The sequence below is a fragment of the Paraburkholderia madseniana genome (assembly GCF_009690905.1).
Classification (GTDB): Bacteria; Pseudomonadota; Gammaproteobacteria; order Burkholderiales; family Burkholderiaceae; genus Paraburkholderia; species Paraburkholderia madseniana.
Genome location: NZ_VOSW01000061.1, coordinates 1 through 24,847 on the forward strand (window position 1 = coordinate 1; position 24,847 = coordinate 24,847).

At 62.1% G+C, this 24,847-nt stretch carries 22 protein-coding genes and 1 other RNA gene; 11 read left to right on the forward strand and 12 right to left on the reverse strand.

Annotation, left to right across the window (positions count from 1 at the left end):
- On the reverse strand, positions 1-1,196 hold a 1,196-nt coding region (dnaX, locus tag FSO04_RS28370), incomplete at its 3' end, for a DNA polymerase III subunit gamma/tau (RefSeq protein WP_154564756.1).
- Positions 1,197-1,402: 206 nt separating this feature from the next.
- An RNA gene (ffs, locus tag FSO04_RS28375) (signal recognition particle sRNA small type) lies at positions 1,403-1,501 on the reverse strand.
- Between the two features lie 444 nt (positions 1,502-1,945).
- Here ffs and trxA point away from each other — a divergent pair.
- The 8 genes from trxA (at position 1,946) to FSO04_RS28415 (ending at position 10,911) form a co-directional block, all read left to right on the forward strand.
- A complete protein-coding gene (gene trxA / locus FSO04_RS28380) occupies positions 1,946-2,272 on the forward strand; it encodes a thioredoxin TrxA (protein ID WP_054039468.1) in 327 nt (108 codons plus the stop codon).
- Between the two features lie 236 nt (positions 2,273-2,508).
- On the forward strand, positions 2,509-3,777 hold the full coding sequence (rho, locus tag FSO04_RS28385; protein WP_006048863.1) for a transcription termination factor Rho: 1,269 nt from the start codon (positions 2,509-2,511) through the stop codon (positions 3,775-3,777).
- A 208-nt stretch (positions 3,778-3,985) separates the two neighbouring features.
- Positions 3,986-4,537 carry a MerR family transcriptional regulator gene (locus FSO04_RS28390; protein WP_154564758.1) on the forward strand — a complete coding sequence of 184 codons (552 nt, stop codon included), beginning with the start codon at positions 3,986-3,988 and terminating at the stop codon, positions 4,535-4,537.
- A complete protein-coding gene (locus FSO04_RS28395) occupies positions 4,534-6,090 on the forward strand; it encodes an MFS transporter (RefSeq protein ID WP_154564760.1) in 1,557 nt (518 codons plus the stop codon). The genes FSO04_RS28390 and FSO04_RS28395 overlap by 4 nt, the downstream gene beginning before the upstream one ends.
- Before the next feature lie 15 nt (positions 6,091-6,105).
- Positions 6,106-6,939 (forward strand): M90 family metallopeptidase, encoded by an 834-nt coding sequence (locus FSO04_RS28400; RefSeq protein ID WP_154564762.1) that lies wholly within the window; start codon positions 6,106-6,108, stop codon positions 6,937-6,939.
- A 261-nt stretch (positions 6,940-7,200) separates the two neighbouring features.
- The gene (locus tag FSO04_RS28405; RefSeq protein WP_154564764.1) at positions 7,201-7,467 is read left to right on the forward strand and encodes a type B 50S ribosomal protein L31; all 267 of its coding nucleotides are present in this window, start codon (positions 7,201-7,203) and stop codon (positions 7,465-7,467) included.
- Positions 7,468-7,771: 304 nt separating this feature from the next.
- Complete coding sequence (locus tag FSO04_RS28410; protein WP_154564766.1) at positions 7,772-9,529, forward strand: ArnT family glycosyltransferase; 1,758 nt, start codon at positions 7,772-7,774, stop codon at positions 9,527-9,529.
- 2 nt (positions 9,530-9,531) lie between these two features.
- Entirely contained in the window at positions 9,532-10,911 is a 1,380-nt protein-coding gene (locus FSO04_RS28415) for an MATE family efflux transporter (protein WP_154564768.1), read from the forward strand.
- Positions 10,912-11,148: 237 nt separating this feature from the next.
- Here the strand turns inward: FSO04_RS28415 and FSO04_RS28420 are convergent, their stop codons facing one another.
- Entirely contained in the window at positions 11,149-11,577 is a 429-nt protein-coding gene (locus FSO04_RS28420) for a carboxymuconolactone decarboxylase family protein (protein ID WP_154564770.1), read from the reverse strand.
- Positions 11,529-12,038, reverse strand: a complete 510-nt coding sequence (locus FSO04_RS28425) for a MerR family transcriptional regulator (RefSeq protein ID WP_154564772.1) — start codon at positions 12,036-12,038, stop codon at positions 11,529-11,531. Before FSO04_RS28425 ends, FSO04_RS28420 begins: the two co-directional genes overlap by 49 nt.
- A gap of 303 nt (positions 12,039-12,341) precedes the next feature.
- Here FSO04_RS28425 and FSO04_RS28430 point away from each other — a divergent pair, with 303 nt between their 5' ends.
- Positions 12,342-12,938 (forward strand): ComEA family DNA-binding protein, encoded by a 597-nt coding sequence (locus tag FSO04_RS28430; protein ID WP_154564774.1) that lies wholly within the window; start codon positions 12,342-12,344, stop codon positions 12,936-12,938.
- A gap of 176 nt (positions 12,939-13,114) precedes the next feature.
- Positions 13,115-13,543 (forward strand): YidB family protein, encoded by a 429-nt coding sequence (locus FSO04_RS28435; protein ID WP_154564776.1) that lies wholly within the window; start codon positions 13,115-13,117, stop codon positions 13,541-13,543.
- Between the two features lie 168 nt (positions 13,544-13,711).
- On the opposite strand, the gene clpB is transcribed toward FSO04_RS28435, so the two are convergent.
- On the reverse strand, positions 13,712-16,309 hold the full coding sequence (gene clpB / locus FSO04_RS28440) for an ATP-dependent chaperone ClpB (RefSeq protein ID WP_093632636.1): 2,598 nt from the start codon (positions 16,307-16,309) through the stop codon (positions 13,712-13,714).
- A gap of 119 nt (positions 16,310-16,428) precedes the next feature.
- Complete coding sequence (locus tag FSO04_RS28445; RefSeq protein ID WP_154564778.1) at positions 16,429-16,926, reverse strand: RrF2 family transcriptional regulator; 498 nt, start codon at positions 16,924-16,926, stop codon at positions 16,429-16,431.
- Between the two features lie 304 nt (positions 16,927-17,230).
- Here FSO04_RS28445 and FSO04_RS28450 point away from each other — a divergent pair, with 304 nt between their 5' ends.
- On the forward strand, positions 17,231-17,788 hold the full coding sequence (locus FSO04_RS28450) for a group III truncated hemoglobin (protein ID WP_154564780.1): 558 nt from the start codon (positions 17,231-17,233) through the stop codon (positions 17,786-17,788).
- A 134-nt stretch (positions 17,789-17,922) separates the two neighbouring features.
- On the opposite strand, the gene moaE is transcribed toward FSO04_RS28450, so the two are convergent.
- From moaE to FSO04_RS28480, 6 genes are all read right to left on the reverse strand, one after another.
- Positions 17,923-18,399: a molybdopterin synthase catalytic subunit MoaE gene (moaE, locus tag FSO04_RS28455; RefSeq protein ID WP_054039446.1), complete on the reverse strand. Its 477-nt coding sequence runs from the start codon at positions 18,397-18,399 to the stop codon at positions 17,923-17,925.
- 71 nt (positions 18,400-18,470) lie between these two features.
- Positions 18,471-18,728, reverse strand: coding sequence for a molybdopterin converting factor subunit 1 (moaD, locus tag FSO04_RS28460; RefSeq protein ID WP_154564782.1), 258 nt, complete (start codon positions 18,726-18,728; stop codon positions 18,471-18,473).
- A gap of 25 nt (positions 18,729-18,753) precedes the next feature.
- A complete protein-coding gene (locus FSO04_RS28465; protein WP_154564844.1) occupies positions 18,754-19,986 on the reverse strand; it encodes a molybdopterin molybdotransferase MoeA in 1,233 nt (410 codons plus the stop codon).
- A 460-nt stretch (positions 19,987-20,446) separates the two neighbouring features.
- Entirely contained in the window at positions 20,447-21,898 is a 1,452-nt protein-coding gene (gene thrC, locus FSO04_RS28470; protein ID WP_154564784.1) for a threonine synthase, read from the reverse strand.
- Positions 21,899-21,905: 7 nt separating this feature from the next.
- Positions 21,906-23,237, reverse strand: coding sequence for a homoserine dehydrogenase (locus FSO04_RS28475; RefSeq protein ID WP_093632629.1), 1,332 nt, complete (start codon positions 23,235-23,237; stop codon positions 21,906-21,908).
- A 76-nt stretch (positions 23,238-23,313) separates the two neighbouring features.
- Positions 23,314-24,561 (reverse strand): pyridoxal phosphate-dependent aminotransferase, encoded by a 1,248-nt coding sequence (locus FSO04_RS28480; protein WP_168435878.1) that lies wholly within the window; start codon positions 24,559-24,561, stop codon positions 23,314-23,316.
- Between the last annotated feature and the right edge of the window lie 286 nt (positions 24,562-24,847).

Consider the following 24,847-nt stretch of genomic DNA (forward strand, 5'->3'; position numbering starts at 1 on the left):
CCCCACACCGCCGGTGGCACAGCGCCCCCCGGCGAGCCGGCGCGTTTAGCTCCACCCGCCCCCGCCGGCCCTGCCGCTCGCGCCGAAGCCGCGCCACCACCACCTCCGGTGGGCGCCGGCTCGAACGCCAGCATGCGCAACAGCGTCATCGTGAAACCAGCGTATTCGTCAGGCGCGAGACCCAGTTCGCTTCGGCCGATAGTCGCAATCTGATAGAACAACTGCACCTGCTCGGCGCTCAACGCTTCAGCAAAACGACGTAGATCACCCGCTTCCGGCCACTCGTCCAACACCGACGACGGCGCGAACTGCGCCCACGCGATTCGGTGCAACAGACTCGCCAGATCCTGCAACGCCGTCGAAAACGACAGGCTGCGCAGCGCCATCTCGTCCGCGACCGACAGCACGGCGGCGCCGTCACCATCGGCAAGCGCGTCGAGCAGGCGAATCAGATAGCTTTGATCGAGCGCGCCGAGCATGCCGCGCACCGCTTCTTCATTCACCTGATTGGCCGAATAGGCGATCGCCTGATCGGTCAGCGAAAGCGCGTCGCGCATCGAGCCGTCGGCCGCGCGCGCGAGCAGGCGCAATGCCTGGGCGTCGAACGGCACCTTCTCTTCGCCGAGAATGTGCTCGAGATGCGACACGATATGCCCGGCCGGCATCTGCTTCAGATTGAACTGCAGACAGCGCGACAGCACCGTGACCGGAATCTTCTGCGGATCGGTGGTAGCAAGAATGAATTTGACGTGCGAAGGCGGCTCTTCCAGCGTCTTCAACATCGCGTTGAAGGCGTGGTTGGTCAGCATGTGCACTTCGTCGATCATGTAGACCTTGAAGCGCGCGTCGACCGGCGCGTAAACCGCACGCTCCAGCAGCGCCGCCATTTCGTCGACACCGCGGTTACTCGCCGCGTCCATCTCGACATAATCGACAAAGCGGCCTTCATCGATCTCGCGGCACGCGCGGCACACGCCACACGGCGTGGAGGTCACACCGGTTTCGCAATTCAGCGCCTTGGCGAAGATGCGCGACAGCGTGGTTTTGCCGACGCCGCGGGTGCCCGTAAACAGATAGGCATGATGCAGACGGCCACCGTCGAGCGCGTGCGTGAGCGCGCGCACCACGTGCTCCTGTCCGACGAGCGAAGCGAAATCCTTCGGCCGCCATTTGCGTGCGAGAACTTGATAGGTCATCCGGAAATTGTATCAGTAACGATGGCGCGCAAAACCGAATCGAGACGGCGCGCGAACGCGTGTTGCCGCTTCATTGAAACAGGCTAACGGACCGATAGAAAAAAATAGATGAAGCGCGCGAGAAATGCCACTGCGGCGTCTGTGTGACAGCGCTTGGGGTAAACAGGAGATGGGACGTACGGCAGAGGAAAAACAGAAAAAAGGAAGGTGACGAGCCTGACCCTCGGCACTGGTGGAAAACGGCTGTGGCTGCTTCGTTCCCGACCTGACCAGGTTGACCATCCCTCCATGCGAGGAGGCCCGTCACGAAACATTCTATCACCGCTTGGCCCGTCGCGCGACTGTTAATACGACCAAACTGACATCGACGCGCCGAATCAGGCGCCTCGTACCATATAGACAATCCCCTCGAATGACGCGTCCGGGTCACTTGAGTTTGCGCTGCCTGCCACCAGATAAGCTGCGTCGCGGTTACCAGAACGTAGCGGTACCTCACCGGCAGCCGTTGGCCCCACTGCCCTTGATGAGTACTATCACCACCGGCAACGCATAGCGAATTAAGCTAAACTGCCGTACGGATGACCCGCAGACGCGAGCTTTCCGCGCATTCCGGAATGGGTCTTTCGACCATTTCAAGCGTGCGCAGGTAAGGCTCCGATTGCGGCAAAGCGAACGGAAGTTTCCCTAGATTTTGACGTATCGTGGCGAGCAATTCAGGCGGGCCTCGAACCGATAGAGGTATTCATACAATGAGCGAATCAATCAAGCATATTAGCGACGCATCGTTCGAACAGGACGTCGTGAAATCCGATAAACCCGTGCTGCTCGATTTCTGGGCTGAATGGTGCGGTCCGTGCAAGATGATCGCGCCGATCCTCGACGAAGTCGCGAAGGATTACGCCGATCGCCTGCAAATCGCCAAGATCAACGTCGACGAACATCAATCGACGCCGGTCAAGTTCGGCGTGCGTGGCATCCCCACGCTGATCCTCTTCAAGAACGGCGCTGTCGCCGCGCAGAAGGTCGGCGCATTGTCGAAGTCGCAACTCACCGCGTTCCTCGACGGCAACCTGTAAAACGGTCGCATCGGCGCGCGTGAGGTCCTCAGGACCTTCAGGCGCGCTGCGATAGGCGTGTTGTCCGGCGACAACACGCTTAATAAGAAAGATGCCATGCCGCCGCACTGGCGGAAATTGGCGTGTGCTATGCTAGAATCCGCAAAACGTCGAAAAGACGTGTAAGTCCTTGAGCGGTTCCGCTCACTCTCCTCCCAGATTTCATTTCGTCGCACCTTCTCCTGCGGGTTCTCCGTATGCATTTATCCGAGCTTAAGACTCTGCACGTGTCCGAATTGATCGAGATGGCCAATGGCCTCGAGATCGAAAGTGCAAACCGCCTGCGCAAGCAGGAACTGATGTTTGCCATTCTAAAAAAACGAGCCAAAACGGGCGACACGATCTTCGGCGACGGCACGCTCGAAGTGCTGCCGGACGGCTTCGGCTTCCTGCGCTCGCCGGAAACCTCGTACCTCGCCAGCACGGACGATATTTACATCAGCCCGTCGCAAATCCGCCGCTTCAACCTGCACACGGGCGACACGATCGAAGGCGAAGTGCGCACGCCGAAAGACGGCGAACGCTATTTCGCGCTGGTCAAGGTGGACAAGGTCAACGGCCAGCCGCCGGAAGCCTCGAAGCACAAGATCATGTTCGAAAACCTGACGCCGCTGCACCCGAACAAGGTGCTGCTGCTCGAACGTGAAATGCGTGGCGAAGAAAACGTCACGGGCCGCATCATCGACATGATCGCGCCGATCGGTAAGGGCCAGCGCGGCCTGCTGGTTGCGTCGCCGAAGTCCGGTAAGACCGTGATGCTGCAGCACATCGCGCACGCCATCAAGCAGAACCACCCGGATGTCGTGCTGTTCGTGCTGCTGATCGACGAACGCCCGGAAGAAGTGACCGAAATGCAGCGTTCGGTGGCCGGCGAAGTGATCGCCTCCACGTTCGACGAACCGGCTGCACGTCACGTGCAAGTCGCCGAAATGGTGATCGAAAAAGCCAAGCGCCTCGTCGAAATGAAGAACGACGTGGTGATTCTGCTCGACTCGATCACGCGTCTCGCGCGTGCGTACAACACCGTCGTGCCGGCCTCGGGCAAGGTGCTGACGGGTGGTGTCGACGCAAACGCGCTGCAACGTCCGAAGCGCTTCTTCGGCGCGGCGCGCAATATCGAGGAAGGCGGATCGCTGACCATCATCGGTACGGCGCTGATCGAAACCGGCAGCCGCATGGACGACGTGATCTACGAAGAGTTCAAGGGCACCGGCAACATGGAAGTGCACCTGGAGCGTCGCCTTGCTGAAAAGCGCGTCTATCCGTCGATCAACCTGAACAAGTCCGGCACGCGCCGTGAAGAACTGCTGATCAAACCCGAAGTCCTGCAAAAGATCTGGGTGCTGCGCAAGTTCATTCACGACATGGACGAAGTCGAGTCGATGGAATTCCTGCTCGACAAGATTCGCCAGACGAAGAGCAATTCCGAGTTCTTCGACATGATGCGTCGTGGCGGCGGCAGCTAAGGTTTAAGCCTCAAGGCTGCACCAGAAGTAACCAACCGCACCGCACAAGAAAGCCGCTCGCCGCAAACGAGCGGCTTTTTTTCGTCTGTAGCACCTGCAATGACATACAAGTACCGCGCTCATTCAATTGCGAGCGCCTCTGCAAACCTGAACGTGAACGTACACGTTGTACTATAATGCGGTCAATCCATCCAACCCGGCAACTCCCATGTCAAAGGACTCGCCCACCCTGCTGACCGTCCGAGACGCCGCGGAGCGCCTTGGCGTCACACCACGCACGCTGAAATACTACGAGGAGCGCGGCCTCGTTTCGCCGAGTCGGAGCGAGGGCCGTTATCGCCTGTACGACGAAGAAGACCTCAAACGCTTCGGCCGCATTCTGCGTTTGCGCTCACTCGGTTTCTCGCTGCATGGCATCACCGAGATGCTCAAACGCCCGCTCGAATCGGTCGACGGCAGCCACCGTTACTCGCAGGAATCGCTGCAGCAGATTCGTGACGCCCTCGCGCAACAGGTCAGCGCCCTCGACACGCGCATTGAAGCGATGCGCCGCGAACTCAAGGAAGCACAGAAGCTGCGGACCGAGTTGGCGCCCGACCTCGAATATCTCGAGCGCCGCCTCGCAGGAGAAAACGCCGACGTTCTGCTCGAGCAACGGCGCAACGCGCGCGCCGCGGCGGCGGCGGGTCCGTCCGCGAAACGCCGGAAGACGCAGGATGAAGCAGCACCCGATGCCGCAGAGCCTGACAAATCCGCATGAGCGCCACGTCTTCTCGCGTACCGTTGTTTAGCGCCGCAAAACTGCGCGGCGATTTTTTCCCGTGGGTACTGGCCGTCGTCACCGGCCTCGACTATTTCGACAACGCGATCTTTTCGTTTTTCACCAGCTACATCGCGGGCGGCATCAACGCGTCGCCGGATGAACTGGTATGGGCGTCGAGCGCATATGCGGTGGCGGCCGTGCTCGGCATCCTGCAGCAGCAATGGTGGGTCGAGCGTTTCGGTTACCGGCATTACGTCGCCGGCTGCATGCTGCTCTATTCAGTGGGCGCGATCGCCGCCACATTGTGCGAGTCATCGATCGAACTCGCATTCGCTCGCGGATTTCAGGGCTACTTCATTGGCCCGATGATGGGCACCTGCCGCATCCTGATCCAGATGAGCTTTACGCCGCGCCAGCGACCCTTGGCAACCCGCGCTTTTCTGGTGCTGATCGTGTTGAGCAGTGCGCTTGCGCCGCTGGTCGGCGGTCAACTGGTCGCGCATTTCGACTGGCGTGCGCTGTTCGCCTGCACCGCGCCGGTGGGTGTACTGTTTGCCATCCTTGCCCTGCTCGCACTGCCCGACACCGGCAACCGTCTGCCGGAAGAGCGCGGCGCGGTACACTTCTGGCCTTACCTGATCTTCGCGTTCGCGCAAGGCGCGCTGCAAATCGTCATGCAACAAGTGCGGTTCCAGCTGTTCAGCGCCTCGCCGGGGCTGATTCTGCTGACGGTCGCGGGCATCGTCGCGCTTGGCTGGTTCGCGTATCAGCAATGGCATCATCCGGCGCCGCTGATGCGCCTGCACGCGCTGCGCGAAAAGGTGTTTCAGGTCGGGCTCGTGCTGTACATGTTCTACTACTACATCTCGACGGTGTTCAGCTATCTGACGTCGCGGTTTCTCGAGAGCGGCCTCGGCTATCCGGTCGAGAATGCCGGGCGACTGGTTGGCGTGACGTCGCTGATTTCGGCGAGCGCGCTGTTCGTCTACCTGCGCTACGCGAAGCTCCTGCCCCGCAAGAAGTGGATCATCGTGCCGGGCTTCGCGGTGGCCGCATTCGCCGCGGCATGGATGACGCGTATGTCGCCAGGCGTGGGCGAAGCCGCGCTGATCGTGCCGATGCTGCTGCGCGGCTTGCTGTTATTGTTCATCGTGCTGCCGGTCGCGAATCTGACGTTTAGAATCTTCGCCATTGAAGAATTCACGCACGGCTACCGGCTGAAAAACATCGTGCGGCAACTGACGATCTCGTTCGCGACGGCCTCCGTGATCATCGTCGAACAACATCGGCAGGCGCTACACCAAGCTCGCCTCGCGGAGTTCGTCAATCCGTACAATCCGTTGTTCCAGAACTCGCTCGCTGCGCTGACCAGCGGCTTCAGTGCCACCGGCCGCTCGCCGTCCGAGGCGCATTCGCTTGCGATATTGGAAATCAGCCGGACGGTTGCGCAGCAGGCGAGTTTTCTGGCGTCGCTGGACGGCTTCTACTTCCTGATTGGTATTGCGATATGCGGCGGCCTGTTCGCCGCGTGGCAAAAACAGATCGACTAAGGGTTTCATCAGGCCATGCTCTCGAAACTCACCCAATGGTTCGGCACGCGCCGCCGCGACCGCGCGCTGCGCAACTACGCGATCGAAGACGCGCTTTGGCAGGCCACGCTCGACGACCTGCCGTTCCTCGCTCACCTCGAGGCGCCGGATCGCGTGCGTCTGCGCCAGCTGACCAGCCTGTTCATCGCGCAAAAAGAATTTTCGACCGCGCACGAACTCGAACTGACCGACGCCATGACCGTGGCGATCGCCGCGCAAGCGTGTTTGCCGGTGCTGAACCTGAGCCTCGATCTGTATCGTGGATGGGTCGGCGTGATCGTCTATCCGGGCGAGTTCGTGATCCGCAAGACGGTCGAGGACGAAGACGGCGTGGTGCACGAGGTCGAGCAGGACGCGAGCGGCGAAGCGTGGGAAGGCGGCCCCGTCATCCTCTCGTGGGAAGACGCGCAGATGACGGACGGCTCGGACGCCTACAACGTCGTGATTCACGAATTCGCGCACAAGATCGATATGCTGACCGGCGAGGCGGACGGCCATCCACCGCTCATGCGCCGCTGGCATGCGCCGCTCGACTCGCAGGCGTGGGCCGACGTTTTCGATCATGCTTACGACCACTTCTGCGCCAAAGTCGAGGCTGTGCCGGAGCGCCGCTGGGCACGTTTCGAGCGCGATTCGCTGATCGATCCGTATGCGGCAGACCATCCATCGGAATTTTTTGCCGTTTGCAGCGAGGCGCTGTTCGTCCAGCCGCAGGCCTTCGAGGCGGAGTATCCCGAGCTATACCGCTTGCTGGCGCGGTATTACCGGCAGGATCCGGCGCGGATCGGGCTGACATTTGCTCCGACTTGACGCCCGCCGCCGCGCAAGCGCCCGCCAGATAAGGGCTGCCGCCCCGCCTTCCCATCCGATACGAATCGGCGCGGCGGCACCAAAAACGTGGCGAAAACGAGGCAAACGGCTGCCAAAAAGCTAGCAGAAAGGTCGTCAAGCGACTGATTTTCTGGCATAATCGCCGTTTTTCGACCATAGGCAAGTGGCTCGCGCCTAGATGCTGTCCGCATTCGTAGCGGCTGCTCGCGGGTTGGCTACCGCCAGATTAAAGGAAAGACCATGAAAGAAGGCATTCACCCGGATTACCGCGAAGTCCTGTTCGTCGACATGTCGATCGACTTCAAGTTTGTCACGCGCTCGACCATCCAGACGCGTGAAACCGCCGAATTCAACGGCAAGACCTACCCGCTCGCCAAGATCGAAATATCGTCGGAATCGCATCCGTTCTACACCGGCCAACAAAAGATCATGGACACGGCAGGCCGCGTCGAGAAGTTCAACAAGAAGTTCGGCTCGCGCGCTACCGGCAAGGCAGCAGCGAAGTAATACCCGCCTCGTCGCCGGCCTTGGCCCGCAACGAAGCAGCAGCAAAAAAGGGCAGCGCGAGCTGCCCTTTTTTGTCTCCGCTTCTTCGTCTCGCTTCTTTGTCCCCTTACCCCGGACGCCTGGTCGCACCCTGCCGCCCGTTGCGGCGACGTGTTACAGGCACCCCAATGACGTTGCGAGCCATTACCAGCCGTGACGCGCATCGCACGGCACGACTACAATGCCGGATGCTCCAAATTGGCCATTCCCGCCGGACCATTCGTCCGGTCCCGGCTGCACCGCTTATCCGATATCCACACACCGCATGAGACCTGCCGTTCGCCTCACTGCCTCCGCGACCAGTGCGTTGCCGCGCTGGCTGCTGCTGACCATCTGTATCGTCTACGCATTTTTCGGCCTGTTCGGCCGGGATCCGTGGAAGAACGAGGATGCAGCCGGCTTCGGCGTCATGTGGACGATGGCCAACGGCAGCGCGCACGACTGGCTGCTGCCGAACCTGGTCGGCAAATACATGACGGAAGACGGCCCGCTCGGGTACTGGCTCGGTGCCAGCGCGATCCGCGCGCTCGCGCCATGGGTCGACGCGAGCAACGCGTCCCGCGTCTTCACGGGCCTGCTGTTTTGCGCCGGCTGTGCGTTCGTCTGGTATGCGGCCTACCTGCTCGGCCGGCGCGCCGAAGTGCAGCCGTTCAAGTATGCATTCGGCGGCGAACCGGAGCCGCGCGACTACGGCCGCACCCTCGCCGACGGCGCACTGCTGATCCTGCTCGCCTGCTTCGGCCTTGCCGAACGCGGCCACGAAACCACGCCGCAGCTCGTGCAGTTCTTCGGCATCGCCATGCTCGTGTACGGGCTCGTGCGGATGATCGACAAGCCCATTCAGGGCGCGCTGATCTGGGGCTTGGCGCTCGGCCTCGTGACCCTGTCAAGCAGCCCGGTGCTGGTCGGCGCGCTATTGCTCGGAACCCTGGCGATGGCGCTGATCGTGCGTGAAGCGCGCACGCGCTGGCTGCTGCTGGCCGGTTTGCCGGTGGCGCTCGTGCTCTCGGTCGCGTGGCCAATCGCCGCGCTCGCCGCCTTTCCCGACGACGCGGTCTGGTACCTGAACCAGTGGGTGCACGTCAGCCTGTCGTCGTTCGCCGGGCCGCCCGGCTCGGTGGCAGCCTACGCGCTCAAGAATCTGCCGCTCTTTACCTGGCCGGCCTGGCCACTGGCCCTCTGGGCGTGGTTCAGTTGGTCGGGCCTACGGCGCGCGCCGCACGTCGCGATTCCGCTGTCGGTGATCGGGCCGCTGCTCGTGCTGGTCGTGTTGCAGAGCCATCAGTCGAACCGCCTTTACATGCTGTTGCTGCCGCCGCTCGCGGTGCTGGCCGCCTTCGCGCTGCCCACGCTCAAGCGCGGCGCGATCAACGCGATCGACTGGTTCGCACTGTTGAGCTTCACGATCCTCGGCAGCTTCGTCTGGCTGGTGTACATAGCCGGACTGACCGGCTTCCCGCATCCGCTCGCACGCAACCTGGCGCGTCTCGCCCCGGGTTTTGCGCCGCAGTTCAAAGTCCTGTCGTTCGTGTGCGCGGTCGCCGTGACGATCTGCTGGTTCGTCCTCGTGCAATGGCGTCTCGCCCGTCATCCGAAAGTCCTGTGGCGCAGCGTGGTGCTCTCGAGCGCCGGCACGACGCTGATGTGGGTGCTGCTGATGACGCTGTGGCTGCCGGTGGTCAACTACAGCCGGACCTATAAGGACGTCGCCGAGCAGATCGCGAGCCATCTGCCGGAGGACTACACCTGCATCTCGCCGGTGCGCCTCGGTAACGCGCAGATCGCGACCTTCGCCTATTTCGGCGATATGCATTTCTCGTTCAATCAGGATTGCGACGTGATCCTGCGTCAGGACACCCAGGACTTCGGCGATCCGAGCGCCATGTCGGACTTCATGTGGAAGCTGGTGTGGGAAGGCCGCCGCGTAGCCGACCGCGACGAACGCTTCCGCCTGTACGTGCGGATCGACCGTCCGAAGCCGCCGGTCGTCAAACGCCGCAACTGGCATAAGAAGCCGGACTGAGCATGTTCGCCGACGTACGGAAAATCGCTGGACTCGCATGGCCCGTGCTGATCGGCCAACTGGCGATCATCGCGTTCGGCGTGATCGACACGGCGATGGTCGGCCGCTATTCGGCCGTCGATCTCGCCGCGCTCGGCCTCGGCTCGTCGATCTACATTTCCGTCTACATCGGTCTGACCGGCATCCTCACCGCGCTGCAACCGATCACCGCGCAACTGTATGGCGCGCGCCGCTACACGGAGATCGGCGAGGAAGTGCGCCAGGCCTTGTGGCTCGCGCTCGCATTGACAGTGATCGGCTTTCTGATTCTCTATTTTCCGGGGCGCGTGCTGCAGCTCGCGCGCGTGCCCGAGACGCTGCATGAGCGCACGGTCGCCTACCTGCAGATTCTGGCGTTTGGCTTGCCGGCCGGCCTTGCCTTTCGCGTCTATAGCTCGATCACCAATGCCGTCGGCAAACCGCGGCTCGTGATGATCCTGCAGATCGGCGCACTGCTGCTCAAGGTTCCGCTCAACACATGGTTCATCTTTGGCGGACTCGGTGTGCCGGCGCTCGGCGGACCGGGTTGCGCGCTTGCCAGCACCACGATCAACTGGGGGCTGGCCGTAGTGGGGATGCTGCTGTTAAGGCGCGTCGACGTGTTCAAGCCGTTCGCGATCTTTGCCCACTTCTGCTGGCCCGTCTGGCGCCGGCAGGCGGCGCAACTGCGCCTCGGCATTCCGATGGGTCTGTCGTACCTGATCGAAGTCACCTCCTACACGTTCATGGCGCTCTTCATTGCGCGCTTCGGCACGACGACGCTCGCCGGCCACCAGATCGCCGGCAACATCGGTGCGGTGCTCTATATGACGCCGCTGGCGATCGGGATTGCCTCGTCGACGCTGGTCGCCCAGGCATTAGGTGCGCATCGCCCGGAAGCGGCGCGCACGCTGTCGCGGCACGGCATCATGATGGCTGTGGCGATTGCCTGCTGTTACGGCGTGATCGTGCTGGTGCTGCGGCCGTACGTGATCGAAGGCTATACGCCGAACGCGCAGGTCGCGGCGGCGGCGATGCCGCTGGTGCTGATCGTCGTGTGCTATCACCTGTTCGATGCGTTGCAGATCACCACCGCGTTCGTGCTGCGTGCGTACAAGGTGGCGGTCGTACCGACCGTTATCTATGCGGTTGCGCTGTGGGGCGTGGGGCTCGGCGGCGGGTATCTGCTCGGATTTAATGTCACGGGTTTTACGCCGGAATGGCTGACCGGCGCGCGCGGCTTCTGGGTCGCCAATACGGCGAGCCTGGCGATTGCCGGCATCGGTTTGCTGTTGTACTGGCGTGGTGTGAGCAAGCGGTATTTGGGTGCCGAGGCGGTGGTCAGGGTGGATTCGGCGGCTTGAGGAGGCTTGTTGGGCTCAATCGGCTTGCTGCCCTTGCCGGGCTTGCCGGGAGCATTCGACCGGATCGTGGGAGTTGGCGTGCAAGACCGCCGGAAAAGCCCCACCCATGCTAGCTGGGTTTTCCGGCCATATCCGCAGCGCGACGTCGAAGTGGCATGCGATAGCGGACCGTTAGTTGCATGTTGGACGCTGTAAAAAACGGCCGCACCCGGCAGCCGCCCGCCCTTCTCTCTTGTCTCAAGCCGCCTGCGCCTCTTTCGGTGCCTGCCGCTCCTCCAACGCCAGATCGCGCCGCTCGAAAATCTCCCGCGCCGCGAACAGCGCGTTCAGCGCCGCCGGGAAGCCCGCATAGAGCGCCATCTGCATGAACACCTCGACGATCTCCTCGCGCGTGCAGCCGACGTTCAACGCTGCCTCGATATGCACCTTCAACTGCGGTTGCGCACAACCGAGCGTCGCCAGCGATGCAATCGTCGCGATCTCGCGGGCGCGCAGGTCGAGTTGCGGCCGGCTGTAGATATCGCCGAAGCCGAATTCGATCACCAGGCGTCCGAAATCCGGCGCGATCGGCGCAAGCGCGGCGATCACCTGCTCGCCGGTCGAGCCGTCGATTTCCTTCAGTTTGTCCCAGCCTCGGGTGTAGCGATCGTTTTGTGCGTGTTCCATGGTGAGTCCTTGTCCGAATGCGAAAGTGATTGGGTTTCGTCGATCTGTCGTGTCGGATTGCTCGCGGCGGGCGTCCGCTCAACGGTTTGCTGCGCAGATGCTTCGTAGTAAGCGATTTTGTCGATGATCGCGCCGAGATTGCTTTGCAACTCGGCGATCCGCGCCAAAACGGCATCCCGATGCGCCACCAGCAAGTCGCGGCGCTCACCCACCGTAGACTGACCTTCTGTCCGCAGTGCCGCGAACGCCTGCATCCCAGCGATCGGCATACCGGTCGCCTTCAGGCGCATCACGATCTGCAGCCAGTCGAGATCGGCCGGCGAATACAGGCGATGCCCCGCCTGCGTGCGCCCGACCGCCCGAATCAGGCCGGCCTGCTCGTAATAACGCAGCGTATGGGTGGAGACGCCGATCGTTCCGGCGACCTCGCCGATGGTGAGTGCTTTTGACATTTTCGACATGACGGAACTCAGGTTAGGACTTCGAGTGCACTCTAAGTCAAGTGGAAGGTGCTGTCATTTATCCGCCTTGTCATTATTTACGGTGGATCGATAAACTCATAACTGCTTAATCACCAGGCAAAAGCTTCAAATATTGTCCAGCCTGATTTACTTGTCATGAATCGATCGGTATAAATCGTCGGCGTTCGCAAATAAGGGCGCGCAATTTGTTCTATGCTTAAGCGCAGCGCCTGCTGACAAGGTGCGTCGTCCCGAGTTTTCCCTTTGCGGCTAACTTTTTTTGCCCTCAATGGAGTGCTTGCCATGCTGAAGAAGCTTTTGATGCTTTGCGTTGCTTTGGCTTTGTCGCTGTCGGCCGGATTTGCGGCAGCCGTCGAAGTAAATTCCGCCGATCAGGCGGCGCTCGAATCGGTCAAGGGTATCGGGCCGGTGCATGCGAAAGCGATCATCGACGAACGCAGCAAGAACGGCCCGTTTAAGGATGCCGATGATCTCGCCACCCGCGTCAAAGGCATCGGCACCAAATCGGTGACCAATCTCGAAGCAGCCGGTCTGACGATCAACGGCTCGTCCACGCCGCCTACGGGCGCCAAGGCTGCCTCGAAATCCAGTAGCACCGCCAGCACCAAGGCGGCGCCTGCGGCCGCTCCTGCGGCGACTACCGCGGCCGCGACAACAACACCAGCGGCACCGGCTGCGCCTACCGAGGCATCCGGCACCAAAGCGTCGAAGTCGAAGAAGAAGAGCAAGGCCGCGGCGTCCGACGCGGCGGCTGCTTCCGCGCCGGCCACAGCGGCCGCTGCCAGCGCGCCGGCCGACGCATCCGGCACCAAGGCTTCGAAGAAGAAGGCGAAGAAGAGCAAGGCTGCATCGGCTGCGGCAGCCTCTGGCGGGGCGTAAATCGAGTTGAGTACCGGCCGCATGGCGGCCTCGCCGGTCACGCGCGATGCGCGCGTGATGCACACATAAGCGCGGCCCCGCTTCCGTCTACCTTCCTTCCACCGGCGCCGCGCGACCGCGCGGCGTTTTCACCCGCTGACTCGTCAAACACGGGTCGGCATTCAAGAGAGACCGTCATGAGCCTACTCGACACTATCGGTTCCCTGGTTGGCAAATCGCCTGAAGGCGGTGGCCAGCAAGCCCTCGTTTCAGCCGCGCTGGAATTCGTCAACAACCAGCCGGGCGGCCTGAACGGCCTGATCAGCAGCTTCAAGGAAAAGGGCCTCGGCGACGTCGTGTCGTCGTGGGTCAGCAACGGCGAGAATCAGGCGATCTCGCCCGACGCCCTGCACAGCGTGCTTGGGTCGGACGTCGTCACCAACCTTGCGGCGAAGGCCGGCGTGCAACCGGATCAGGTCACCGGTCTGCTGTCACAGATTCTGCCGCACGTCGTCAACGCGGCGACGCCCAATGGTGAAGTGCCCGCCGAGGGCCAGGTGAACGCGAGCAGCGTGCTCGGCGCGCTCGGCAGTCTGTCGTCGCTGTTCGGCAAGGGCAACGCGTAACGCCGAACGTATCGGCCGCCGCCGCGCTGATCCGGGCGCACCGCGGCAAATAAAAAGGGCAACGAATCTTGATTCGTTGCCCTTTTTTCATTCGTCCGCCAGGGGCAGTTCACCACGTCCGCCCTGTCGGAGCTGCGATACGCGCCGCAGGGGTGACTAGAACACCACTTAATGCACGACGCGGTCGAACACCAGCTTGCCGTCTTCCACTTCGACCGGAATCACATCCTTCGGACCGAACTTGCCGGCGAGTATCAGCTTGGCGACCGGGTTCTCGATCTCCTGCTGGATTGCGCGCTTCAGCGGCCGCGCCCCGAACAGCGGATCGTAGCCGACCTTGCCGACGTGCTCGAGCGCCGCGTCCGACACCACCAGTTGCATGTCGAGCTTGGCAAGCCGTTCATGCAGACGCTGCAACTGAATCCGCGCGATCGACTGGATGTTCGAACGGTCGAGCGCATGGAACACCACGACGTCGTCGATCCGGTTCAGGAACTCGGGCCGGAAGTGCAGCTTCACTTCTTCCCAGACCGCGTCCTTCACCGCTTCCTGCGGCTCGCCGACCATCGCCTGGATCACCTGCGAACCGAGGTTCGACGTCATCACGATCACCGTGTTCTTGAAGTCCACGGTACGACCCTGGCCGTCGGTCATGCGGCCGTCGTCGAGCACTTGCAGCAGGACGTTGAACACGTCCGGATGCGCCTTCTCGATTTCGTCGAGCAGGATCACGCTGTACGGCTTGCGGCGCACCGCTTCGGTCAGGTAACCCCCTTCCTCGTAGCCGACGTAGCCCGGCGGCGCGCCGATCAAACGCGCGACGCTATGCTTCTCCATAAACTCGCTCATGTCGATGCGGATCAGATGATCTTCCGAATCGAACAGGAACGACGCCAGCGCCTTGCACAGCTCGGTCTTACCCACGCCGGTCGGCCCAAGGAACAGGAACGAGCCATACGGCCGGTTCGGATCCGCCAGACCCGCGCGTGAACGGCGAATCGCATCCGCCACCGCGGTGATCGCTTCGTCCTGACCGACCACGCGGTCGTGCAGCTTCTCTTCGATCTGCAGCAGTTTTTCGCGCTCGCCCTGCATCATGCGCGACACCGGAATGCCGGTGGAACGCGAGACGACTTCAGCGATTTCTTCCGCGCCGACCTGCGTGCGCAACAGACGCGGACGCGTCGGGTTGTTCTGCTCCTTCGCTTCGGCCTGGGTCACTTCCTTCAACTGCGCTTCAAGACCCGGCAGCTTGCCGTACTGCAACTCGGCGACCTTCTCCAGCTTGCCTTCACGCTGCAAGCGAACGATTTCCGCACGCGTTTTTTCGATGTCTTCCTTCAACTGCGCGCTGCCCTGCACCGCCGCTTTTTCCGCGGTCCAGATTTCTTCGAGGTCCGAATATTCGCGATCCAGCCGCTCGATTTCTTCTTCGATCAGTTGCAGACGCTTTTGCGACGCTTCGTCCTTTTCCTTCTTGACGGCTTCGCGCTCGATCTTCAACTGGATCAAACGACGGTCGAGCCGATCCATCTCTTCCGGCTTCGAGTCGATTTCCATCTTGATCTTCGAAGCGGCTTCGTCGATCAGGTCGATGGCCTTGTCCGGCAAAAAACGATCCGTGATGTAGCGATGCGACAGTTCGGCTGCCGCGACGATCGCCGGGTCGGTAATGTCGACGCCGTGATGCAGCTCGTACTTTTCCTGCAAACCGCGCAGGATCGCGATGGTCGCTTCGACCGACGGTTCGTCGACCAGCACCTTCTGGAAGCGGCGCTCGAGCGCGGCGTCTTTTTCGATGTACTTGCGATATTCATCGAGCGTGGTGGCGCCGACGCAATGCAGTTCGCCGCGCGAAAGCGCCGGCTTGAGCATGTTGCCGGCGTCCATTGCGCCTTCGGCCTTGCCCGCACCGACCATCGTGTGAATTTCGTCGATGAAGACGATGGTCTGGCCTTCGTCTTTCGCGATGTCGCTCAGTACGGCCTTCAGGCGTTCTTCGAACTCGCCGCGGTACTTCGCGCCGGCCAGCAACGCCGCCATGTCCAATGACAGCACGCGCTTGCCCTTGAGCGTTTCCGGCACTTCGCCGTTGACGATACGCTGCGCGAGGCCTTCGACGATCGCGGTCTTGCCCACGCCCGGCTCGCCGATCAGCACCGGATTGTTCTTGGTGCGGCGTTGCAGGATCTGGATCGAACGGCGAATTTCGTCGTCGCGGCCGATCACGGGGTCGAGCTTGCCGGCCCGCGCACGCTCGGTCAGGTCAACGGTGTACTTTTTCAGCGCTTCACGCTGGCTTTCGGCGTCCTGGCTATGCACTTGCGAACCGCCGCGCACCGCCGCGATCGCGCTTTCCAGCGACTTGCGCGACAGGCCATGCTGGCGCGCCAGACGCCCGGCCTCGCCTTTGTCGTCGGCAACCGCGAGCAGGAACATCTCGCTCGCGATGAACGTGTCGTTGAGTTTTTGTGCTTCCTTGTCCGCCTGGTTCAGCAAGCCGGTCAGTTCGCGGCCGATCTGCACGTTGCCGTCGGTGCCCTGTACCTGCGGCAGGCGCGTGATGGCATCGTTCAGCGCGGTTTGCAGCGCCTGGACATGCACGCCGGCACGCGAGAGCAGCGAACGCGCCGACCCGTCCTGCTGGGCGACGAGCGCCGAGAGGACATGAACCGGTTCGATGTATTGATTGTCGTGACCAACGGCCAGACTCTGCGCGTCGGCCAGTGCTTCCTGGAATTTAGTAGTAAGTTTGTCGATTCTCATCAAGAGACCTCCAATTTCAATTACCACCAAATTGAGGCGTTTTACGCAGGTTTCAAGCGCTTTTTTGCAATCAGCAACAACTATTTAACATTTGACGCGCGAGAACTTGCCCGCAGGTTTCAGGAAGCCGGCGTGGCGCCGCCAGCAGAAGCGACCGGCACGATCGGGATGACGGTGCTCAAACCCAGCAGCGCAGCCAGCGGGCCGTGCGGCTCTGCAACCTCGCCGATGGTGTGACGATCGAGTTCGGCGAGGAAGGCGTTGCGCGCCGCCTCGAGCACGCCACGCAGTCCGCAGTGCGATGTAATGACACAGGCCCGGCGCTCGTTTTGCTGGTCCGGGAAGCAGCCGACCAGCGCAAAGTCGCTTTCCGTGGCCCGCACGATCTCACCCACGGTCAGCGCACTGGTCTGTTCAGCGAGCCGCAGCCCGCCGTTACGCCCGCGCACCGTCTCGACCCAGCCGAGTTCACCGAGTTGCTGCACCACCTTCATCAAATGGTTCTTGGATATCCCGTACGCGTCCGAGATGTCCTGAATGGTCGATAACCCTTCACCGCGGACGGTGAGGTACAGCAGGACGCGTAGTGAGTAATCCGTATAGTCGGTCAGTCTCATAAGTGCAGGTGCCACGATGAGCGCAAGCCGCGATCCGGGGGATAACCGCGTCGATGCAAGGGTTGCCGGGAGCCGTCGCTTCGCCATAAGATGCTGGCGCTACGCATGTTTTCTTATTTTGCGCTGACGGTCGGTGTTTGTCTTTCGGCAGTAATGGTAACGTTTCCCGCACGGGCCATTCATACGAAAAGCGGGGCATTCGTGGCCTACTTCCTTTTGTTTGGACACAGTTTGAGGTCATTCCTGACGGTCTGTGGCGCCATGTGGCGATTCATAATGAATAACGACATTATCTGGAATTTGCATGAATCCCTCTTTTCCCGCCGCACCGGTTGTCGAGCGCGCCGCCGAACCTACTGAGGCGAATATTCGCGAGCTCGTCTACGGCTTTTACGACCGCGTGCGCGCCGATCCGCTGCTGGGCCCCGTGTTCGAGGCGACGCTGGCGGGCCGTTGGGACGACCACTTGCCCAAGATGTGCACGTTCTGGGGCAGTCTTGTGCTGGGCGCGAAGCAATACCGCGGCAATGTGCAGCAGGCGCATCAGCCGCTCGAGGGCGTCGAGCCGCAGCATTTCAGCCGCTGGCTGTATCTGTTTCTGGATACGGTGGAGTCGCGCTATCAGCCGGCTGCCGCGGTGCGCTTCATGGAGCCGGCGCTGCGTATCGCGCAGAGTTTGCAGTTGAGCCGCTTTGGCTGGGATTACCAGATTCCGGCGGAGCAGCAGGCGTTGCTGGAGCGCGTCGCGCCGAAGCGTCCGCGCGACGATGACCCGCACGAACCGCATGCGCCGGGAGCCTCGACGCGGCGACGGGGTGAGCCGTTCCCGACGAGGATCATCGGCAAGGCGAAGACTGACTGACGGCGGTGCCCAAGCGGTGTCTCAGGGCCGCACGTAGGCCATGACGCGCAGGTACCCGAACTTGCACTGAAGATGCGCTGAAGCGTTCTGGGCGCGCCGCCCGGTCAGCTTCGGGACCTAAAACCGGCGCCCTCCTAATCCTCTTCCTGGTTACCCGACTCGATACCCCACCGGGCCAGCGCCGCGTCATCGGCGACGCGGGCATCCACCCAGCGCTCGCCCTCTTCGGTTTTCTCTTTCTTCCAGAACGGCGCCTGGGTCTTCAGGTAGTCCATCACGAACTCACACGACGCGAAGGCATCGCCCCGATGCGCGGCGGTGGTCGCCACCAGCACGATCTGGTCGAGTGGATACAGCTTGCCGACCCGGTGCACGATCAGCACTTCGATTCCCGGCCAACGCTCGCGCGCGCTCACGACGATCGCTTCCAGCGACTTCTCCGTCATGCCCGGATAGTGTTCGAGCTCCATGGTTTCGACCGTGCTGCCGTCGTTCAGGTCGCGCACGGTGCCGACAAAACAGGCCACCGCGCCGATCTTCGGATTGCGCGCGCGCAACGCGGCGACCTCGGCAGTGAGGTCGAAGTCTTCCGTCTGGACGCGAACGGGCATCTCTGGCTCCTAGGCGGCTTGGCGAGGTTTAGCGTGATCTGGCGGGTTTTTTAGCGACGATTCGACGCGTCTCAACCGCCGGTGACGGGTGGAAAGAACGCGACCTCGCAACCTTCGGTGACGCGTGCGCCGGCATCAGTCATCACGTGATTGCAGGCCATGCGCAGCGCGCGGCCTTCGGCAAGGGTGTCAGCCCAGGTGCCGCCGCGCACGCGCAACCAGGCGCGCACGTCGCCGACGGTCGAGATGCCGTCCGGCAGATCGACCGTTTCGTCGGCGGTGTCGAGCGCTTCGCGCACGCTTGCAAAATATCGGAGTTGAATCTTCATCGGGAAACCGCCGGCTTTGCCGGCCTCAGTTCAGCAATTCGGAAAAGGGGATGAAACGCACGGTCTCACCGGCGCTGATCGCGTGGTTCGGCGGATTGTCGATCAGGCCGTCACCCCACACGGTCGATGTCAGCACGGCCGAGCTCTGATTAGGAAACAGATCGAGGCCGCCGGCCGCATTGATACGCGCGCGCAGAAATTCGTTGCGCCGGTCGGCCTTCTTCTGCGTGAAATCCGCGCGCAACGACAGCGCGCGCGGCGCCACCGTCTGCATGCCGGCCAGAAGCAGGACGAACGGGCGAACGAACAGCAAAAAGGTCGCGAAGCTGGAAACCGGATTGCCCGGCAGGCCGATGAAGAAGGTTTCGGCTGACGCAGCCGCATCGGTCTGCTGCGCGGCACGGCGCACCGCGCCGAAGGCGAGTGGCTTGCCGGGTTTCATCGCGATCTGCCACATCGACAGGCGCCCCTCCGCCTCGACTGCCGGCTTGACGTGATCCTCCTCGCCGACCGACACGCCGCCGCAGGTGAGGATCAGATCGTGCGCTTGCGCGGCTTCGCGCAACGTCGCGCGGGTCGCGTCGAGTTTATCGGGGACGATGCCGTAGTCGGTGACTTCACAGCCTAGTTTTTCCAGCAGCCCGCGCAGCGTGAAACGGTTCGAGTTGTAGATCGCGCCGGGTTTCAGCGGTTCGCCAGGCATGGTCAATTCGTCGCCGGTGAAGAATACGGCGACTTTTACTCGGCGGCGCACCTGGAGTTCGGCGCAGCCGACCGACGCGGCGAGTCCCAATGCCTGCGGCGTCAGGCGCGTGCCCGCTGGAAGGATGGTCGAACCGTTACGGATGTCGGCGCCTTGGGCGGTGATCCATTCGCCGGGTGCTGGGTTGTGGAGGATCGTGACCTCGTTGCCGGCGGCCTCGGTTTGCTCCTGCATCACGATGGCGTCGGCGCCCGGCGGCACCGTAGCGCCGGTGAAGATGCGGGCTGCCGTGCCGGGTTTTAACGGCTCGGGCGCGTGGCCGGCTGGAATGCGTTGCGAGACCGGCAGGCGGCGGTTGCCATCGGTTGCCAGATCTTCTGCGCGGATCGCGTAGCCGTCCATTGAACTGGTGTTCATGGGGGGGACGTCGAGCGGCGACGTAACGTCTGCTGATAGCACGCGGTTGAGCGCGTCTAACGTGGGGATCGATTCCGTGCCGGTGATCGGGCTCGCTGCGCTGAGCAGGGTCGCCAACGCTTCGGCAGTGGAGAGCATCGGGGCGCGGGGCGTTGGGGTGGACATCTTCTGGTCTCGAAGCCGCTGGTTAAAAGAATATTGTAGCGGTCGAACTTGGTGGACGGTGGTGGGTGGGTGTTATGGTGGTTTTTTTGCCTTCGGCGCTGGCCGTTCCTTGATCTGGTTTTTGTGCCTTTCCTTGTTTTGTTAGTGGTCTATTAGCGTTGCCCCTGTGCGGGGCGGCACCTACTTTTTTTTGCATGCCGCAAAGAAAAGTAGGCAAAAGAAAGCGGCTCAAACCACTCCTGCTAAGCGGGGCCCGTAGTTTACACGGGGTAGTGGTGCATCTGGAATCTGTGTTCGTGCACCTGCATGCGCCAGTGACAAGGGCGTCATTCTTCCGGCGGCGCTGCGCGCGCCGAAGAGCACTTCTTCAAACCAATCTCACCCGTCGCCCGTCGTATCGAGCGCGACGCTGTCGCGCTCGATACTCACGGTGTTACTCGCCCGTGTTCGCGACGATGAAGTCCTTTACGCGCTGTACGTCCGCCGGTAGCACTTCGAATCGCTGCGGCAGCGATTCCAGGCCCGAGAATGCGGCTGGGCGCTCCGGTTCGCGTAGCAGCGCTTCGCGGATCGTTTCGCCGAACTTGATCGGTTGCGCCGTCTCCAGCACGATCATCGGAATGCCCGCTTGCAAATGCTCGCGCGCTACCTTCAGGCCGTCTGCCGTGTGCGTGTCGATCATCGTGTCGTAACGCTCGAAGACGTCGCGGATCGCATCCACACGGTCCTCGTGGCTGCTGCGGCCCGACACGAAACCGAATTCCTTCACGCGCGCAAAATCACCGCTCGCCGCCAGGTCGAAACCGCCCTTCTCTTCGACGTCGCGGAACAGTTGAAGCACGCGCGCCGGGTCGCGGCCCAGCAGGTCGAACACGAAACGCTCGAAGTTCGAAGCCTTCGAAATGTCCATGCTCGGGCTGCTCGTGTGGTATGTCTCTGCCGCCTTGCGCACGCGGTAAATGCCGGTGCGGAAGAATTCGTCGAGCACGTCATTTTCGTTCGTCGCGACCACCAGCTTCTCGATCGGCAAACCCATCATGCGGGCGATGTGGCCCGCACATACGTTGCCGAAATTGCCCGACGGCACCGTGAACGACACGCGCTCGTCGTTCGACTTCGTCGCGGCAAAGTAGCCCTTGAAGTAGTACACGACTTGCGCCACCACGCGCGCCCAGTTGATCGAGTTGACTGTGCCGATCTTGTACTTCGCCTTGAACGCGTGGTCGTTCGAAACCGCCTTCACGATGTCCTGGGCGTCGTCGAACACACCCTCGACCGCGATGTTGAAAATATTCGGGTCCTGCAGGCTGTACATCTGCGCGGTCTGGAACGCGCTCATCTTCTTGTGCGGCGAGAGCATGAACACGCTGATGCCCTTTTTGCCGCGCATCGCGTATTCCGCTGCGCTGCCGGTGTCGCCCGACGTTGCGCCCAGAATGTTCAGCGTCTCGCCGTGTCTGGCCAGCGCGTACTCGAACAGGTTGCCGATCAACTGCATCGCCATGTCCTTGAACGCGAGTGTCGGACCGTTCGACAGTTCCAGCAGCGACAGCGGCGCGCCGTTCTCGACGCCCAGCGTCTTCAGCGGTGTGATCTGCGCGGCGCTTTCGTCGTCGCGCACGTGGCAATACGTCTTAGCCGTGTAGGTCTTGCGCGTCAGGGCGCGCAGGTCTTCGGCGGGGATGTCGTCGCTGAATTTCGACAGGATTTCGAAGGCGAGATCCGCGTACGGCAGCGTGCGCCAGCGCGCCAGTTCGTCGGCCGTGACGCGCGGATATTCGGCCGGCAGGTACAGGCCGCCATCTTTCGCAAGACCGCCCAGCAGAATGTCGGAAAACGTATGGCGCTCGCCGGCTCCGGCGCCGCGCGTAGAGAGGTAGTTCATATTCGGCCTAGTTCAGCGCTTCCATGCGCAGCTTCGTGACTTGCGAGACAACGGTCTTCAGCGCTTCGATCGTTTTGATCGCCGCGTTGACGTTCTTTTCAACCGTTTCGTGCGTAATCAGGATGATGTCGGTTTCGCCCTTGCCGTTCGCGTCGACCTGCTCCGATTCCTTCTGCAGCAGCGCGTCGATCGAAATGCCCCGATCCGCCAGAATGCGCGTGATGTCGGCCAGCACGCCCGTCACGTCAGCCACGCGCAGGCGCAGGTAGTAGCCGCTCGTCACTTCGTCGATCGGCAGGATCGGTGTGCTCGACAGGCTGTCCGGCTGGAACGCCAGATGCGGCACGCGATGCTCCGGGTCCGCCGTATGCAGACGTGTCACGTCGACCAGGTCGGCCACCACGGCGGATGCCGTCGGCTCCGCGCCCGCGCCCTTGCCGTAGTACAGCGTGGAGCCAACCGCGTCGCCGTGCACGACAACCGCGTTCATCGCGCCTTCCACGTTCGCCAGCAGGCGTTTTTCCGGAATCAGCGTGGGATGCACGCGTAATTCGATGCCCTTGTCCGTACGGCGCGAGATGCCAAGCAGCTTGATGCGGTAGCCGAGTTCTTCAGCGTATTTGATGTCGATTGCAGCCAGTTTGCTAATGCCTTCGACGTACGCCTTGTCGAACTGCACCGGCACACCGAACGCGATCGCGCTCATGATTGTCGCCTTATGGGCGGCGTCCACGCCCTCGATGTCGAAGGTCGGATCGGCTTCGGCGTAACCCAGTTCCTGCGCGGCTTTCAACGCGGTCGCGAAATCGAGCCCGCGGTCGCGCATCTCCGAGAGGATGTAGTTCGTCGTGCCGTTGATGATGCCGGCAATGTACTGGATGCGATTGGCCGTGAGCCCTTCGCGCAGCGCCTTGATGATCGGAATGCCACCCGCCACCGCCGCCTCGAACGCCACCATCACGCCGTTGGCGCGCGCCGCTTCGAAAATCTCCGTACCGTGCACGGCGAGCAGCGCCTTGTTGGCTGTCACCACATGCTTGCGATTCTTGATCGCGCGCAGGACAAGGTCGCGTGCCACGCCCGTGCCGCCGATCATTTCCGCCACGATATCGATCGACGGATCGTCGACCACCGCGTTGAAGTCATCGGTCAGCGCCACAGTGCCGGCTTCACTGCCGAGCGCCGCGGTCGCCTTGGCGGGATTGCGCACGGCAATGCGCGCAATCTCAATGCCGCGGCCCGCGCGGCGTTTGATTTCTTCCTGATTGCGGCGCAGTACCGTGAAGGTGCCGCTGCCTACCGTGCCGAAGCCCAGCAGTCCAACTTTGATCGGTTCCATGCAGCGTGTGTTTTCGAGTAAGGGATTAAAAGGAAACTGGGGCTGGCAGCGGCGCGCGCCGGGCGCGCCGTCCATCTCAAGCCGTGTGGCGTTTGCGGTAGCCGTCGAGGAAGCGCGCGATCCGGTTGATCGAATCCGCGAGGTCGTCCACGTTCGGCAGGAACACGACGCGGAAGTGATCCGGCGTCTTCCAGTTGAAACCGGTGCCTTGAACCAGCAGCACGCGCTCTTCCAGCAGAAGGTCGAGGATGAACTGCTGATCGTCCTTGATCGGATAAATCTTCGGGTCGAGGCGCGGGAACATATACAGCGCCGCCTCGGGCTTCACGCAACTCACGCCGGGGATGGCCGTCAGCATGTCGTACGCGAGTTCGCGCTGTTTGTACAGGCGCCCGCTCGGCACGATCAGGTCGTTGATGCTCTGATAGCCGCCGAGCGCGGTCTGGATCGCGTACTGGCCGGGCACGTTCGGGCACAGGCGCATCGAGGCCAGAATGCCGAGCCCTTCGAAGTAGTCTTTGCCATTGCGGCGGTTCTCGCCGGTCAGGCCCGAGATGAACATCCAGCCGGCGCGGTAGCCGCACGAGCGGTAGCTCTTCGAGAGGCTGTTGAACGTGACGGTGAGCACGTCCTCGGAGAGCGCGGCCATCGACGTGTGCTTCTTGCCGTCATAGACGATCTTGTCGTAGACCTCGTCGGCAAAGATCACGAGGCCGTGCTGGCGGGCGATCTCGATCAGGCCGAGCAGCAGTTCGTCCGAGTAGAGCGCGCCGGTGGGGTTGTTCGGATTGATGACGACGAGCGCACGAGTATTCGGCGTGATTTTCGCGCGAATGTCGTCCAGATCGGGCATCCATCTATTCGATTCGTCGCAGATGTAATGCACCGGCGTGCCGCCCGACAGGCTTACGCCGGCGGTCCACAGCGGGTAGTCAGGCGCGGGCAGCAACACTTCATCGCCGTCGTTCAGCAGGCCCTGCAGCGCCATCACGATCAGCTCGGAGGCGCCATTGCCGATGTAGATGTCGTCCAGTTCGACGCCATGCACACCCTTTTGCTGCGTGTAATGCATGATCGCCTTGCGCGCGGCGAACACCCCCTTGGAATCCGAGTAGCCGGACGAGCCCGGCAGATTCAGGATCATGTCCTGGATGATTTCATCCGGCGCGTCGAAGCCGAACGGCGCGAGATTGCCGATGTTCAGCTTGATGATGCGGTGGCCCTCTTCTTCGAGCCGTTTCGCATGTTCGAGGACAGGCCCGCGAATGTCGTAGCAGACATTCAACAACTTGTTGGATTTGAGAATCGGTTTCACGGCGGGCACTTCATCCTGTTGATGGGCTTGGGCGAACAAGCGGGGGCGGAAAAACCGGGACCCGGGCAAGTCCGCCGATACGGGGAATTATGACGCGGCACGTCCGCCAGAGACGAGAAAAGCAGACGAAATGCGGGCAGAACCAGGGCAGGTAGCCGATGGGCCGCGCCCGTGCCCTCAGGGCGGCTTATGACAGCACATGAGGTGGCACTTGAGCGAGGGGCGCCGCAAGGCGGCTAAAAAGTTATAATTTAGCGGATTTTGGCCGACTTCCGCAATGCACCAACCGCATCGG